We start from the raw sequence: 13860 nt of genomic DNA on the forward strand, positions 1-13860 counted from the left end.
GGACGTGCCGGGTACCGCTCAGGTGCGCGTGTTCAACACCCGCAACACCGCCGCCGCCAGCGCCGCGCCCTGCTCCTCCTGCAGGAAATGCCCGGCATTCTCGATGGTGGTGTGCAGCGCATTGCGCGCGCCGGGAATACGCTGGCGAAACACCGCAGCCCAGTCGCGGGTGGAAGGATCCGCATCGCTGAAGGCGCACACGAAGGGTTTGTTCCACTGTTCGAGCACGCGCCACACCGCGCGGTTTTCCATGGCCCCGGGCATCTGCTCGTGGAGCGGGATCAAGCCAGGGAAAGCCAGCACACCAGCCTTGTAGCTGGCATCCGGGAACGGCGCGTCATACGCGGCCTTGACCGCATCCCCGAGCGCCTGCACACCACTGCCCGAGACGATTTCGCCCACCGGCAAATCCTCCGCCGCGGCACACAACCCGACCCAGTCCTCGATCTGCCTGCCTGGCCACGGAGCAACGCCGCGTGGCGGCGCCTCGCATCCCGGCAACAGGGTATTGCCCGCCACCACCGCCGCGAAGCGCTGCGGCATGCGCGCCAGCACGCTGAGCCCGATCGGTCCGCCCCAGTCCTGGCACAGCAAGGTGATGTGCTGCAGATCGAGCGTCCCGACAAAACTGCTCATCCAGTCCACGAATCGTGCGTAACTGTAATCACCGCGCGCGGCGGGTTTGTCGGAACGCCCGAAGCCGATGTGATCCGGTGCAACGGCGCGAAAGCCGGCGCCAACGATGCCTGAAATCACGTGGCGCCATGCGAAGCTCCAGCTCGGCTCGCCGTGCAGCATCAAAACCGGTGGCGCGCTGCGCGGCCCCTCATCCACATAATGCATGCGTAATACACCCAGTTGCGGATCGCGCACCTCGACGTAGCGCGGCTCGAATGCAAAATCCGGCAACGCGGCGAAGCGCGCATCCGGGGTGCGAAGAATTTTCATGGTCGCGCGTTCTCCCTGTGTCCGATGATCGAGCGCGACAGTGTGCAATAATGCGCGCCACTATTGAAGCGTATTGCCCGCAGGGCATCGGGTGCGCATGCTGCGGTGCGCGCGCTGATCGCGCTCGTGTGACTGGAACCATTACCATGCCGGGGGGCACTCAGCGTTGCTTGCAAGGATTCGCCGCGCCGTTGCGGCCGAGGGTTTCAGGACGCGGCTCGCGGACCCCGATTCGCTATTGCACTTTTCCGTGCTCGGGCTGCTGGCGGGTGTGCTCGCCGGTCTCTCGATCGTGGTGTACCGTTTCATCGTCGAATCCTCGCTCGGTGCCATGCTGCCGGGTGGCGATCCGGAGAATTTCGAGGCGCTCGACCCGAGCCTGCGCTTCGTGCTGGTACTGGGTGGCGCGCTGCTGCTCGGGCTGATCGCCCAGCTGATTCCGCCCCGCTGGCGCGCGGTCGGAGTGGCGCACGTGATCGATCGCTTCAATCGCCACAGCGGCTCGATGCCAAAGGGCAATCTCGCCTGGCAGTTCTGCGGCGGCATGCTGTGCCTGATCACCGGGCAGGCAGCGGGGCGCGAAGGGCCCACGGTGCACATCGGCGCCGCGGTCAGCAGCATCGCCGGCAACTACCTCAAGCTGCCGAACAACAGCATCCAGATCCTGGTCGGGTGCGGCACCGCCGCCTCGATCGCCGCGGCCTTCGACACACCACTCGCCGGGGTGGTTTTCGCGATGGAAGTGGTAATGATGGAATACACCATTTCCGGCTTCGTCCCGATCATCCTGGCGGCTGCTGCCGGTGCCACCGTGGCCCGCAGCATCTTCGGCGAGACCCTGCTGTTTTCCATCGCACCGATACAGCCCCACAGCCTCGCGGAAATGCCCGCGATCGTGTTGCTCGGCCTCGCCGCCGGCACTGCCTCGGCACTGTTCGTCGCGGTGCAGGCCCGGGCACTTCGGGTGCGCAGCGGATTGCCGTTTACCCGCATCGCGATCGGTGGGTTGATCAGCGCACTCGCGATACTCGCCGTTCCCGAGGCGATGGGGGTCGGCTACGATTCGCTGAACGCGGCGCTGATCGGCGAACTCGGCCTGCTGACGCTGGTATTGCTCGCGATCACCAAGCTGCTGCTCAGCGCCACCGTCAGCGGCCTCGGCATGCCAATCGGCATCATCGGACCAACGCTGCTGATCGGTGGCTGCATCGGCGGCGCGATCTGCAAGCTGCTCGGCATCGCTTCGCTCTCCTTCCACGGCGCGGAAAGTCTCTACGTGTTGCTGGGCATGGTGGCGATGATGGGTGCCACGCTCAATGCGCCGATGGCCGCGCTGACCGCGGTGATGGAACTCAGTGGCAGCACCTCGGCGATGCTCCCGGGCATGGTGGCGGTAATCGTGGCCAACCTCGTCTGCCGGGTGCTGTTCGGGCAGGTATCGACCTCCCGCAATACGCTCGAGGCGATGGGGGTATCGATCACCCGCGATCCGCTGCGCCGCTCGCTCGAGCGCAGCGGCGTGGTCAGCCTGATGGACCGGGATGTGCTCGTGCTCGAGGGTGAGCCGGACAGTGCCGAGGGTCTGGAGCGGCTGCGGGCCGCAACCAATCGCTGGGCCGTGTTCAGCCGCGACAGGATGCATTGGCTTGCCGATCGCGCGGCATTGTGTGCCTTGCTGGAAGGCGTCGACGCCGGTGATTTGCGGGAACGCGCGATCGAATTCGCCCGTCCCTGTTGCGATGTGCCGGCCCAGTCGTCGCTCGGCGAGGCCTGGCAACGACTGCAGGAAGGTGCGGCGGATGTGGCCTGCGTGATCGAGCCGCTGGCTTTGCATTCGGTGCTCGGCATCATCCGCCGCGAGACACTGGCCGATGCTGCCAGCGGGGAGATTTTCGATTGATCGATGGCCAGTGCCATCCTCGACGAGGATGCCACTACGACCCTTTTGCTCTCTCTCAGACCTGATCGTCCGGGCCGTCCTGCGGCGCAGCCGTATCGAACAAGCGACCGCCGAAGCTTGCAAGCAGTTCCTTGGCCCGGGTGTAGGTTTCCCTGAATCGTTGCAGTCCGTGGCTGCCGCCGTTGACCACCCGCCGGGCGGCAACCAGGTCTTCGTGCTCTGTGTCCAGCGCCGCGCACAAACGCGCGCGGTTGGCATCCAGGTAGGCAGCCAGCAGACAGGCAGCGACCTCGGGAGAGCAGGCGCTGTCCGGGTTGTCGAGCAGCGGTATCCCGAGCATCGCGCCAAACCTTGCGTAGTTGTGGCGGCCGGTCAATTGCACATAACCGCGGCCACGATAGCGGGCGCCGTCGCCCGGCAGGCGGTTGCCGAGCCTGCCGTCGTAGACGCCGAATGCTTCCTGGCCCGGCCGGGTATTGAATGGCGAGGGTTGCTCGGCAATCGGCACGAAGCCCTCGGCTTCGGCACGGATCGTTGCCAGCGCGGCATAAACCAGCCGCTCCTCGGTCAGTCCGAATTCCGCCAGTGCGCTGCTTACATACGGAAGATTCAGCGCGACGCTGGCGGAGCCGGTGAAAGGAAAAAGCCGGCTGACCAGGCTGGCATCGACCCGCAGCGCCTGTTTTGCCGCACTCGGGCAACCCAGCGCGGCGCGCGTGCGCGGTCCGGCAATGCCATCGGCCACCAGTCCCGCGCTTGCCTGCCATGCGCGCAGGGCGCTCTCGGTGGCCGCATCGAACTGCTCATCGAGCACCAGTCCGTATTCGATGGCCGCGTGTTCGCCCAGCGCCCGCTGCAGTGCGGTCTTCAGTTCCCGCACTTCGGCGCCGCTGTTGCCCCGCAGCAACAGCATCTTCGCGGTGTTCAACCCGTTCATGCTCTGCATTCTCCCGGCCGCTCATCGCGAATTGAAAGACGTCGTGACCACAGACGTCAACCAGCGCCGGCGCGCTTGCCTGCGCGGGACGCCGATAGTAGATTCCGGTTCGGGCTGGACAAGCGACGGAAACGGACATGATCAGGATTTGTGATATCGATCACCTGGTGCTGCGTGTCATCGATCTCGGAACAATGCTGCGCTTCTACTGCGATGGGCTGGGCTGCACCATCGAACGCCAGGTCGATGAAATCGGCCTGGTTCAGCTGCGTGCCGGTCGCTCGCTGATCGACCTGGTGCCGGTCGACGGCAAGCTCGGTGCGGCGGGAGGCAGCCCGCCCGGGCGCGGCGGTCGCAACCTCGATCACTTCTGCTTGCGCATCGAGCCGTTCGATGAGCCCGCGATTCGCCGGCATCTCGGGGCGCTCGGTATCGAGGTCGGGGACGTCGCAATGCGCTATGGTGCGCAGGGTACGGGTCCCTCGATCTATATAGAGGATCCGGAAGGAAACACCGTCGAACTGAAGGGGCCGCCATCACTCGGGGAGTCCCGGGGTAGTCTGCCCTGAATGATCGGGTATCCGCCGTGCAACGCACCTTTGATGCCGGAACCCGCCAGAAGCTCGCCAGATTGTAATCACTCGCGCAAATTCGCCGTGCTATCGTGAAACGACAGCACCGTATGCTCTGACGCCGAGGGCGCGGAATCCGCCAGCAACGACAGGTAGAACATGAAAGAAACCGAGGAATCGCTGAGGGCATGCCAGCAAAAGTTCCATCTCTGGGTGCAGGAGCGCCTCGGTGAGGTCGACGATCTGCGACTCAGCGAGTTCACGGCTCCCGGAGCCTCGGGATTCTCCAATGCCACGTTGTTCACCACGCTCAGCTACCGCCAGCACGGCGAGGCAATCACGCGCCGGATCGTGATCCGCATCGCCCCTGCATCGCGAGACAGCTACCCGGTATTCAGAAGCTACGATATCCCGCTGCAGTACGATGTGATGAAGGCACTCGGTGAGAGTTCCGATGTGCCGGTGCCGAGAATGCTGTGGAAGGAGCTCGACACCGCGATCTTCGGCGAGGTGTTCTACGTGATGGAACACATCGAGGGCCAGATCCCGAGCGACAACCCGCCCTACCCGACCGAGGGCTTCGTGAAGGACGCCAGCCCGGCGCAACGCGAGGCAATGTGGTGGAGCGGCCTCGAGGCCATGGCCCGGCTGCACCGGCTGGACTGGAAAAAGGCGGGGCTGGGGTTTCTCGCCTGGCCAGACGATGGACGCAGTGCCATCGACCATTATCTTGCCAAGTGCGAGCAGGACCTCGAATGGGCATCCGCGGGGCGTGAGCAACCGCTGCTCGAATCCACGCTCGAATGGCTGAAGCGGAACAAACCGGTGGGCGAGCCCGAGGCCATTTCCTGGGGTGATGCGCGGGTAGGCAACCAGATTTTCGACGATTTCAAGGTGGTCGCGATCATCGACTGGGAGATGGTCGCGATTGGCAGCCCCGAGATCGACCTCGGCTGGTGGCTGTTCGTGGACAAGGTGACGATGGCCGGTGGCGGTCTCGGCGATGCGTATGTACGCCCGCGCCTCGAGGGATTGCCCTCGCACGAGGAAAGCGTCGAGCGCTATGGCGCGATGATCGGGCGCCCGGTGCGGCACTCGCTCTACTACCAGGTATTTGCCGGACTGCGTTTTGGCATCGTGATGTTGCGCCTGATGCAGCGCCTGGTGTTCGATGGGACATTGCCGGCGGAATATTGTCCGCTGCTCGAGCGCAACAATGCAGTCACCCAGACCCTGGCGGCAATACGTGGACTGCCGCCGCCGGAGTAACTACGCGCGCAGCAGGAACAGGCCCGATAACCCCACAACAGAGCAGGCGAACAACATGGCATTTCACGGCAAGGTGGCACTGGTAACGGGCGCCGCGAGCGGCATGGGTCGGGTCGCGGCATTGCGGCTCGCGAACGCAGGCGCAAAAGTCGCGGCGGTGGATCTCGACCCCCGAGCGCTCGAGCGACTCGCCTGCGAGTCGGCGAATATCCATACCCACGTCTGCGATGTCAGCAATCTCGAGGCCGTAGAGGCGCTGGTCGCACAGGTCGAATCCGGGATCGGCCCGATCGACCGGCTCACCCATTGCGCGGCGATCATGCCCGGGCAATCGTTGCGCGATATGCCGGCCGCCAGCATCACCCGGATGATGAGCATCAATTACGGCGGTACCGTGAACATGGTCAAGAGCGTGATGCCGCTGATGGAACGGCGCGGACGCGGCGATATCATCATGTTCGGCTCGATGGCCGGCGATGTGCTGGCCTTGAATCTCGGTGCCTATTGCGCGACCAAATCCGCGACCAACACCTTTGCCGAGGTGCTGGCGCGTGAAAACAAGGGCGGTCCATTGCGCCTGCTGCTGGTGTGCCCGCCGATGGTCAACACGCCGCTGATCGAACAGGCGATCGCACACGGCCCGGCGGGCCTGGTGGAGTCGCGCGAAGCGGGCCGCATGGTCAGCCCCGAATTCATCATCGATGCGATTGAAACCGCGATCGAACAGGGCAAGTGGGTGGTGCGTCCGGGCAGCGCCGGTTTCATGGTGCTGTGGCGTCGTCTGTTCCCGGGGCTGCTGTGGTGGGCGATCGAGAAATCTAGCAAACCGAAGCGGTGACCGGCACGGCGCGCGTGGCAGCGCGCGAGCAGGATCGGGTAGTTGTCACTTGCGCGCGTGCAGGCGCACCGGCAGTCTTTCGTAACCACGCACGAAGCTCGAGCGCACACGCTGTGGGGCGCCGCTCACCTCGACCGTGTGGAAACGCGCGAGTATCTCCTCCCAGACGATCCGCAACTGCATCTCGGCGAGCCGGTTGCCCATGCAGCGATGGATGCCGAAACCGAAGGAGATGTGGTGACGTGCCCGCGCCCGATCGATGATGAATTCATCAGCGTGCTCGATCACCTCCTCGTCGCGGTTGCCCGAGACATACCACATCACGACCTTGTCACCCTTGCGGATCCTCTGGCCGCCGAGCCCGGTATCGCAGTTCGCGGTACGGCGCATATAGGCCAGCGGGGTCTGCCAGCGGATGATTTCCGAAACCATGTTCGGAATCAGCGCGGGATCGGCACGCAGCTTTGCGTATTGCGCCGGATTCTCGTTCAGTGCCAGCACCCCTCCGGAAATCGAATTGCGGGTGGTGTCGTTGCCGCCCACGATCAGCAGGATCAGGTTGCCGAGATATTCGAGCGGCGTCATGTTGCGGGTGGCCTCGCCATGCGCCAGCATCGTGATCAGGTCGAGACGCTCGCCCGGCACCTTGTTGACCCGCTCGTTCCACAGCACCGTGAAATAATCCAGGCACTCCATCATGGTTGAACGCCACTGCTCCTCGCTGATGTTCCCAGCCCCCGACTGGCGCGGCCCGGCGGTCGCCATATCCGACCAGCAGGTGAGCTTGCGTCGATCCTCCCACGGAAAATCAAACAGCGTGGCGAGCATCTGGGTCGTCAGCTCGATCGACACCCGGTCGACCCAGTCGAACTCCTCGCCGAGCGGAAGCTGATCGAGAATCGCGCTGACGCGCTCGCGGATCAGCGGCTCCAACCGCATCAGGTTCGCGGGCGCCACCACCGATTGCACGGTTTGGCGCTGTTCGTCGTGTCCGGGCGGATCCATCGCGATAAATCCCGGGTTCAACAGGAAGTCCTCCGGCGCATCGCCGAGCACGATGGTCGGTTGCGAGGAGAAAATCTGGTGGTTGGTATCGACGTGCTGGATGTCCTTGAAGCGGGTCACCGACCAATAAGGGCCGAACAGGCTTTGCGTACAGTAATGAACCGGGGCTTCGGCGCGCAGACGCTTGAAGTAGGGTCGCCATGCGTCATGGAGGAACAGATCCGGATTGCTGACATCGATCCGTTCGAGCGGGATGCTCCAGGGATCGATATCGAGGACATTGGCGCCATGGGTAATTGCGGGTTCTGTCATCGCCGGCTTCCGTTATCGTGGTGTTGCATCGCGCTCACATCTGGAAGGCAGGAAGCCTGAGCACCAGTCCGTCGAGCTGTTCGGTCACCATGATCTGACACGAAAGCCGCGAGTTGGGTTCCCTTGCGGGCACGAAACCGAGCATCCCCTCCTCCATCGCACCCGGCACACCGACCCTGGCCATCCAGGCCGGATCGACCATCACGTGACAGGTGCCGCAGGCGCAGGCTCCACCGCAATCCGCATCGATTCCGGGCACGTTGTTGGCGAGCGCGGCCATCATCACGCTGTCGCCGATCGGCGCATCGACCTCGTGCTCGGCACCATTGTGTGCGATGTAGGTGATTCTGGGCATGGAGTTGCTCTTCCGCGGGTCAATGGCAGCCTAAGCGTTGTCGGTCCGGGTGGTCAAATGGGTTGCGCCAGGAGTCCGAGGGCGTCTCAGTCATCCAGTATTGTCCGCACCAACGCGCGCAGCCCACCACGCTTCCAGCTTTCGGTGAAACTGGCCCGTTGCGCAAGCCGCCCGGCCAGCGCAACCCAACGCGCCAGCGTCTCGTAGAGAACCACGTGACGCCAGACCTCGCGATCCAGCTCCGCCGCCAGGTCCGCACCGTAGCCCTCGAACAGCGCCTGCATCGCGCGCCGCGCCTCCAGCGGCACCGGGCGCAACCGCGCCGTGAACGGCAGCGGATCACCCATCGCGAGATACACGAACATCCGCGCGAGGTCGTCCACAGCCGGGCTGCGGCGATGCGCCCACAGATCGATTCCAGTGACACGCCCCGCTCCGAGCAGCAGGTTGGTCGACGTAAAGTCTCCGTGGGTCAGCGTGCTGCCAACGGGTCTGCCCTCGAGAACCGTTGCCTGTTGCTCGAAACGACGCAGCGCGGCGATCCACAGGGGATCCGCCGACAGCAATGCGCATGCGGCCGGTGCCGCGGCGATGCGGGTCGCCAGCAGGTTGCGGTAGCGCTGCGTATCGAACGGCGCCTGCGTGATGCCGGAACTCTCGTGAAAGCGCCGCAACCAGTTGCCTGCCAGCATCACCGCACGCCAGTGCGCGGCGGGCCGCAGCGCTGCCCGTACCAGCACCTGTTCGAGCGGGCGCGCATCGATCCATTCCACCAGCAGCGCATTCTCCTGTTCGAAACAGGCGTATAGCTCGGGCACATCGAAACCGCTGCCGGCGCAATCCAGCAGCGGGCGGGTGGCGCGCAGTGCGGCGGCCTGCAAACCCGCCGCCAGCGCGTCATGGTATTGCTTGAGCGCGGCACAGTGACCGCTGCCCGGCGAGCGCAGCCGTACCACGCTCGATTTGCGTGCCCTCAGCACTCCGGGAATTACCTGCCAGTCGGCAATGCCAAAGCGTGCCCGCAACACGGCCACGGAGCGATCCAGCGGCGATTCGTCGGGAAGGAGTTGCGCCGGGCTTGCGCCTTGATGCTGCTTAGGTTTCATCGAGCTTGGGCTGTCCTGCTCCGCCAAGCGCCCTGTTGTAAGTGGCGCGGGGAAGCAGTGTCAAGCCTTGACTCGATCGCGCGAAATCCGTGGTGGTATCGACAGCAGGCGCAATTTTGTGCACTCTTCCACCATGCTCAAACCATCACGACAGGCTCCCGCGCGTTGGCTCAAGTTGTTGCGATGGCCGTGGTGGCTGCTCTCCCCGCTGACGCAGAAGCACGATTTCCATGCCAACCCGGTGATCGGCTCGCACTGGCTCAATCGCTGCGGCCTGCATGTGCTGCGCCTGCTGATCGCGCACGCCGTCACCCGGTTTCGCTGGTGGATGCTGACGCCACTGATGAGTCCTGCCGACCGCGCCGTGTTCCATCGCGATGGTTTTCTGGTGGTGCGCGACGTGCTGACCCCGGCGGAATTTGCAGCGCTCAGACAGGAGATTAGCGGCGCGCGTGGCGCGCCTCGCGAGTGCATCCAGGGCGACACTCTCACCCACCGCGTGCTGCTCGACCAGGCGACGCTCGCGTCCCTGCCGGTGACGCGCCGCCTGCTCGGCGATCCGCACATCACCGGCCCGATGCGCTATGCGGCGGCCAAGAACCACCTGCCGCTCTTCTATATCCAGGCGATCCGCAACGGGGTCCGCGAGGCCGCCCCCGACCCGCAGAAAAATCTCCACTCGGACACCTTCCATCCGAGCATGAAAGCCTGGTTCTTTCTCGAGGACGTGGACAGCGCGCGTGGCCCGTTCACCTATGTGCCGGGCTCGAACCGCCTCAGTCTCGCGCGTATCCGCTGGGAATACCGGCGCAGCATCGTTGCCGCGGATCTCGCCGATGGCTACAGCGAAAAGGGTTCGTTTCGTTTCGAGCCCCGGGACCTCGAGGCACTCGGTCTGCCGCCGCCGCGGCAACTCGAGGTCCCCGCCAATACCCTGGTCATCGCCAATACCTTCGGTATCCATCGTCGCGGTCCAGCCATGCCGGGCGCAGCGCGTCTCGAACTGTGGGCCTACAGCCGCTGCAACCCGTTCAACCCCTGGCCCGGCCTCGGCCTGCCCTGGTCTCACCGCGCCGATCAGGCCGTCCTGAGGTTCTGGTGGCGACATCTCGATCGCAAGGCGGCCAGGCGGGGTCAGCTCTCGAGCTGGCACCCCATTACTCCCGAGGAATTCCATCGCCGCTGAACCCGCGCTACCTATTGCCGGTTTGCATCCAAATCGATTCCTTTCGTGTACATTGCCTCGTACCAGCAGCTGGCCAATTGCCGCCAAATGGCTCGGCAGCCCCCGCTGTTTCGATCTGCGTCGATTGCAACGCCACCCGGAGTTCTACTGATGCCTTCGCATGCCAATTACCAGGGTGTGGTGATCACCGCACCGGTCAGCCTGCCATACACACGCTACAGCGAACACGACGCGCCGTGGTTCATCGGCAGCGTGCTGCGCGAGATGCTGCGGGCAAGCGGCCTGAAAAAGAAAGACATCGATGGCCTGGCCGTGGCGAGCTTTAGCCTGGCTCCCGATTCGGTGCTCAGCCTCACCCGGTATTTCGACATGAGCGCCCGCTGGCTCGAGCAACTGCCCTTCGGCGGCGCCGCCGGTGTGCTCGCGCTGCGCCGCGCGGCACGCGCGGTACAGGCGGGCGATGCCAATATCGTGGCCTGCATCGGTGGCGACACCAACCGGCCCGATGGCTTTCGCGAGCCGGGAGAAAATACCAGCAGCTCCAGCGTCGATGCCAGCCATCCCTGCGGGGCGGAAGGACCGAATACGGCATTCTCGCTGATCACGCAGCGCTACATGGAGGAGCATGGCGCGACCCACGAGGACTTCGGGCGCCTTTGCATCAGCCAGCGTTACAACGCGCAGCACTATCCCAACGCGCTGTTCGGCAACAAGCCGCTCGACATGGCCAGCTATCTCGGTGCACGCGCGGTGGCCGGCCCGCTGCACCTGTATGACTGCGTGATGCCCTGCGCCGGCGGCGAGGGCTTCCTGATGATGAGCGAGGAGCGCGCGCGCCGGCTCGATCTGCCCTATGCGCGGGTGCTCGCGGCGGAGGAATTGCACAATGCCTTTGCGCCCGACCCGGTGCAACTGCGCGCGGGTTGGGAGAGTTTTGCCACCCGGCTCTACAATGCCGCGGGAATCGCACCGGCGGAAATCGATGTGCTGCAGACCTGCGACGATTGCCCGGTAATCGCGATGCTGCAGATGGAAGGACTCGGCTTCTGCCAGCGCGGCGAGGCGCCACGCTTCGTGCGCGAAACGCCACTCACTTTCGATGGTGACGAACTCGCGCACAATACCTGCGGTGGACAGCTCTCGGCCGGACAGGCCGGATCGGCCGCGGGATTCATGGGTGTCGTCGAAGCGCTGCGCCAGGTAACCGGCACCGCGCACGGCAACCAGGTGCCCGGCGCCTGTCATGCCCTCGCCAGCGGCTACGGCATGATCAACTTCGATCGCGGGCTGTGCAGCGCGGCGTTGGTGATCGAGGGGGACGAGGCATGAGCCTCCGGCACAAGCTGCAACAGTTGCGTGAGCGGAGCACTACCAAGGGATGAGAACAACGGCATTGTGCGGGGGCGGCGCGGTGTCTCGCGAGCTGATGGGCGGGAGTTTTCCGCTGCTGGCGATGCTCTCGATAGTGGCGCCGATCGAGCAGCACATGCCCGCTGATATACATACGACGGTGGTGATTGCTGCCTGACAGCTTGCTAGTGTTCGCACGGGATGCGGACTAGACTTCGACTGGCGGATTGCACGCGGGTTCGCCACCGCACCGAATCACCATCAGCCAGGAGTGGGCGTCATGAGCAAGGGCATGGACAAGAAAAAGGAAACCAAGAAGAAGTCGGAAAAGACCATGAAGGAAAAGCGGGCCGAGAAAAAAGCCAAGAAAGGCACCCGCAACGCCTGAGACGAGCCGCGCGTGGTCGCAACCGCCCACGCGCGCAACCCCGCCGCCTAGCGGCAGCGGAAAATGATGTGATCCTCCCAGTCGTCCTCGGCTACCGTCGTTTCGCTCGTCATCCGCCCCGCGCGTGACATCCCGAGGCGGTGCACTGCCGCGCGATCACCACATTCCAGGTGGTGCCAGCTCGGCAGATCCTTGCCCTCGCTCAGCAATCGATAGCCACAGGTGGGCGGCAGCCAGGTATAGCCCTGGACCTGTGCCGGGGTCAGCTGGATGCAATCGGGTACCTGCTCGCGCCGCGTCGGGTAACCGGTGCAGCGGCAACTCTGCAGATCGAGCAGCTTGCAGGCCACATCGGTGTAGAACACAGAGCCATCGTGCTCGTGCTCGAGCTTCTGCAGACAGCACAGGCCGCAACCATCGCACACCGCCTCCCATTCCACGGGATCGAGTTGCGCCAAGGTCTTGCGTTTCCAGAATCCGGCAACCGTCTCGCTCATTCAGCGCGGCTCCGGGGCCAATACCCGCCGCCGGTTGAACAGGATTATCGCAGCACTTCCCATGACCAGATCCTCCACTATCAAGCGCTACGGTTTGATTGCTCTTTTGTCTGCGTCCGGCAGCGCTGGCCGAAGCCCGGGAGCCTGCGCGATCGCAATCACCGCCGCATCGCGGCAGGGTGTTCCATCGACGTCCGCCATTATGCGCGAATAATTGCGTCGGCAATGCTCCTGAATCGCCCTTGTCTGGCGGGGGTTTCTGTCGCATCGGATGCGGTCCTCCCACAACAAACCCGCCAGGGGGTATGATCGGCCAGGTCCCGAATGGATCAGCGCATCATTGATCTGAATACGCACCACGGAGTCGGGTGTGATCCACTGCAAACAACCTGCGAGGAAACCGGCGATGAGCGAACCCATTCTCCTGTGCGAGGACCGTGACGGTATCCGCACCCTGACGCTGAACAACCCGGCGGCGCGCAACGCGCTCTCCGGCACCATGATGGCGTTGCTGCACGAGGCGTTCGTGGCGGCTGCCGCAGAGCCCGCGGTGCGGGTGGTGATCCTCGCGGCGAACGGGCCGGCGTTCTGCGCCGGGCACGATCTGAAGGAGATGCGCGGCAACAGCGATCCGGTATTTCATGCCAGGCTGATGGATCAGTGTGTGGCCCTGATGCTGGCGATCGTGCGCTGTCCCAAGCCGGTGATCGCGCGGGTGCACGCCATCGCCACTGCCGCCGGCTGTCAGCTGGTTGCCTCCTGCGATCTCGCGGTCGCGGCCGACAGCGCACACTTTGCCACCCCTGGCGTCAATATCGGCCTGTTCTGCAGCACGCCCATGGTGGCGCTGTCGCGCAATCTCGGGCCCAAGCATGCAATGGAAATGCTGCTGATCGGAGACCTGGTAAATGCCCACGACGCCTGGCGCATGGGGCTGCTCAACCGCGTGGTCGAGGCCGGCCAACTCGATGCCAGCGTGGCGGAATTCGCGCAACGCATCGCCTCGAAGTCCTCGCATACGCTGGCGGTGGGCAAGGAAGCCTTCTACGCGCAGGCCGAAATGAGTCTCGAGGAAGCGTATCGCCATTGCGCCGCGGTGATGGTGCGCAACATGCAGTCCAACGACGCGCGGGAAGGCATCGACGCATTTTTCCACAAGCGTCCTGCCTGCTGGCAGGACAGCTGAGCAAGGCCTCG

At 64.4% G+C, this 13860-nt stretch carries 14 protein-coding genes; 8 read left to right on the forward strand and 6 right to left on the reverse strand.

The genetic code is table 11. The features are described from left to right. Window positions 1-18: 18 nt before the first annotated feature. A complete protein-coding gene (locus tag IPF49_01495) occupies window positions 19-948 on the reverse strand; it encodes an alpha/beta fold hydrolase (protein ID MBK6286320.1) in 930 nt (309 codons plus the stop codon). Window positions 949-1114: 166 nt separating this feature from the next. Here IPF49_01495 and IPF49_01500 point away from each other — a divergent pair, with 166 nt between their 5' ends. After that, window positions 1115-2848 carry a chloride channel protein gene (locus tag IPF49_01500; GenBank protein MBK6286321.1) on the forward strand — a complete coding sequence of 578 codons (1734 nt, stop codon included), beginning with the start codon at window positions 1115-1117 and terminating at the stop codon, window positions 2846-2848. Between the two features lie 55 nt (window positions 2849-2903). Here IPF49_01500 and IPF49_01505 read toward each other — a convergent pair whose 3' ends face one another. After that, window positions 2904-3785 (reverse strand): peptidoglycan-binding protein, encoded by an 882-nt coding sequence (locus IPF49_01505; protein MBK6286322.1) that lies wholly within the window; start codon window positions 3783-3785, stop codon window positions 2904-2906. A 137-nt stretch (window positions 3786-3922) separates the two neighbouring features. On the opposite strand from IPF49_01505, the gene IPF49_01510 reads away from it, so the two are divergent. From IPF49_01510 to IPF49_01520, 3 genes are all read left to right on the forward strand, one after another. Next, window positions 3923-4354 (forward strand): VOC family protein, encoded by a 432-nt coding sequence (locus IPF49_01510; GenBank protein ID MBK6286323.1) that lies wholly within the window; start codon window positions 3923-3925, stop codon window positions 4352-4354. Window positions 4355-4516: 162 nt separating this feature from the next. After that, a complete protein-coding gene (locus tag IPF49_01515) occupies window positions 4517-5626 on the forward strand; it encodes a phosphotransferase family protein (protein MBK6286324.1) in 1110 nt (369 codons plus the stop codon). Window positions 5627-5681: 55 nt separating this feature from the next. Next, window positions 5682-6464, forward strand: a complete 783-nt coding sequence (locus IPF49_01520; GenBank protein ID MBK6286325.1) for an SDR family oxidoreductase — start codon at window positions 5682-5684, stop codon at window positions 6462-6464. A gap of 45 nt (window positions 6465-6509) precedes the next feature. Here IPF49_01520 and IPF49_01525 read toward each other — a convergent pair whose 3' ends face one another. The 3 genes from IPF49_01525 to IPF49_01535 form a co-directional block, all read right to left on the reverse strand. Continuing rightward, window positions 6510-7781: a cytochrome P450 gene (locus IPF49_01525; protein MBK6286326.1), complete on the reverse strand. Its 1272-nt coding sequence runs from the start codon at window positions 7779-7781 to the stop codon at window positions 6510-6512. Window positions 7782-7815: 34 nt separating this feature from the next. Beyond that, window positions 7816-8136 carry a 2Fe-2S iron-sulfur cluster binding domain-containing protein gene (locus tag IPF49_01530; protein MBK6286327.1) on the reverse strand — a complete coding sequence of 107 codons (321 nt, stop codon included), beginning with the start codon at window positions 8134-8136 and terminating at the stop codon, window positions 7816-7818. Between the two features lie 86 nt (window positions 8137-8222). Continuing rightward, window positions 8223-9242, reverse strand: coding sequence for a phosphotransferase (locus tag IPF49_01535; GenBank protein MBK6286328.1), 1020 nt, complete (start codon window positions 9240-9242; stop codon window positions 8223-8225). Window positions 9243-9309: 67 nt separating this feature from the next. On the opposite strand from IPF49_01535, the gene IPF49_01540 reads away from it, so the two are divergent. From IPF49_01540 to IPF49_01550, 3 genes are all read left to right on the forward strand, one after another. Next, entirely contained in the window at window positions 9310-10428 is a 1119-nt protein-coding gene (locus IPF49_01540; protein ID MBK6286329.1) for a phytanoyl-CoA dioxygenase family protein, read from the forward strand. A gap of 150 nt (window positions 10429-10578) precedes the next feature. Continuing rightward, the gene (locus tag IPF49_01545) at window positions 10579-11757 is read left to right on the forward strand and encodes a thiolase family protein (GenBank protein ID MBK6286330.1); all 1179 of its coding nucleotides are present in this window, start codon (window positions 10579-10581) and stop codon (window positions 11755-11757) included. A 49-nt stretch (window positions 11758-11806) separates the two neighbouring features. Continuing rightward, entirely contained in the window at window positions 11807-11956 is a 150-nt protein-coding gene (locus tag IPF49_01550) for a hypothetical protein (protein MBK6286331.1), read from the forward strand. A gap of 257 nt (window positions 11957-12213) precedes the next feature. Here IPF49_01550 and IPF49_01555 read toward each other — a convergent pair whose 3' ends face one another. Continuing rightward, complete coding sequence (locus IPF49_01555; protein MBK6286332.1) at window positions 12214-12663, reverse strand: YcgN family cysteine cluster protein; 450 nt, start codon at window positions 12661-12663, stop codon at window positions 12214-12216. A gap of 406 nt (window positions 12664-13069) precedes the next feature. On the opposite strand from IPF49_01555, the gene IPF49_01560 reads away from it, so the two are divergent. Next, window positions 13070-13849 (forward strand): enoyl-CoA hydratase, encoded by a 780-nt coding sequence (locus IPF49_01560; protein ID MBK6286333.1) that lies wholly within the window; start codon window positions 13070-13072, stop codon window positions 13847-13849. Window positions 13850-13860 lie beyond the last annotated feature (11 nt).

Source organism: Gammaproteobacteria bacterium (assembly GCA_016705365.1).
GTDB lineage: Bacteria > Pseudomonadota > Gammaproteobacteria > Pseudomonadales > UBA5518 > UBA5518.

Excerpts from the sequence above, each read along its gene's own strand:
- IPF49_01510 (MBK6286323.1), top strand. The coding sequence starts at position 3,923 with ATGATCAGGATTTGTGATATCGATCACCTGGTGCTGCGTGTCATCGAT.
- IPF49_01525 (MBK6286326.1), bottom strand. The coding sequence starts at position 7,781 with ATGACAGAACCCGCAATTACCCATGGCGCCAATGTCCTCGATATCGAT.
- IPF49_01560 (MBK6286333.1), top strand. The coding sequence starts at position 13,070 with ATGAGCGAACCCATTCTCCTGTGCGAGGACCGTGACGGTATCCGCACC.
- IPF49_01545 (MBK6286330.1), top strand. The coding sequence starts at position 10,579 with ATGCCTTCGCATGCCAATTACCAGGGTGTGGTGATCACCGCACCGGTC.
- IPF49_01520 (MBK6286325.1), top strand. The coding sequence starts at position 5,682 with ATGGCATTTCACGGCAAGGTGGCACTGGTAACGGGCGCCGCGAGCGGC.
- IPF49_01530 (MBK6286327.1), bottom strand. The coding sequence starts at position 8,136 with ATGCCCAGAATCACCTACATCGCACACAATGGTGCCGAGCACGAGGTC.
- IPF49_01495 (MBK6286320.1), bottom strand. The coding sequence starts at position 948 with ATGAAAATTCTTCGCACCCCGGATGCGCGCTTCGCCGCGTTGCCGGAT.
- IPF49_01555 (MBK6286332.1), bottom strand. The coding sequence starts at position 12,663 with ATGAGCGAGACGGTTGCCGGATTCTGGAAACGCAAGACCTTGGCGCAA.
- IPF49_01550 (MBK6286331.1), top strand. The coding sequence starts at position 11,807 with ATGAGAACAACGGCATTGTGCGGGGGCGGCGCGGTGTCTCGCGAGCTG.
- IPF49_01505 (MBK6286322.1), bottom strand. The coding sequence starts at position 3,785 with ATGAACGGGTTGAACACCGCGAAGATGCTGTTGCTGCGGGGCAACAGC.
- IPF49_01515 (MBK6286324.1), top strand. The coding sequence starts at position 4,517 with ATGAAAGAAACCGAGGAATCGCTGAGGGCATGCCAGCAAAAGTTCCAT.
- IPF49_01535 (MBK6286328.1), bottom strand. The coding sequence starts at position 9,242 with ATGAAACCTAAGCAGCATCAAGGCGCAAGCCCGGCGCAACTCCTTCCC.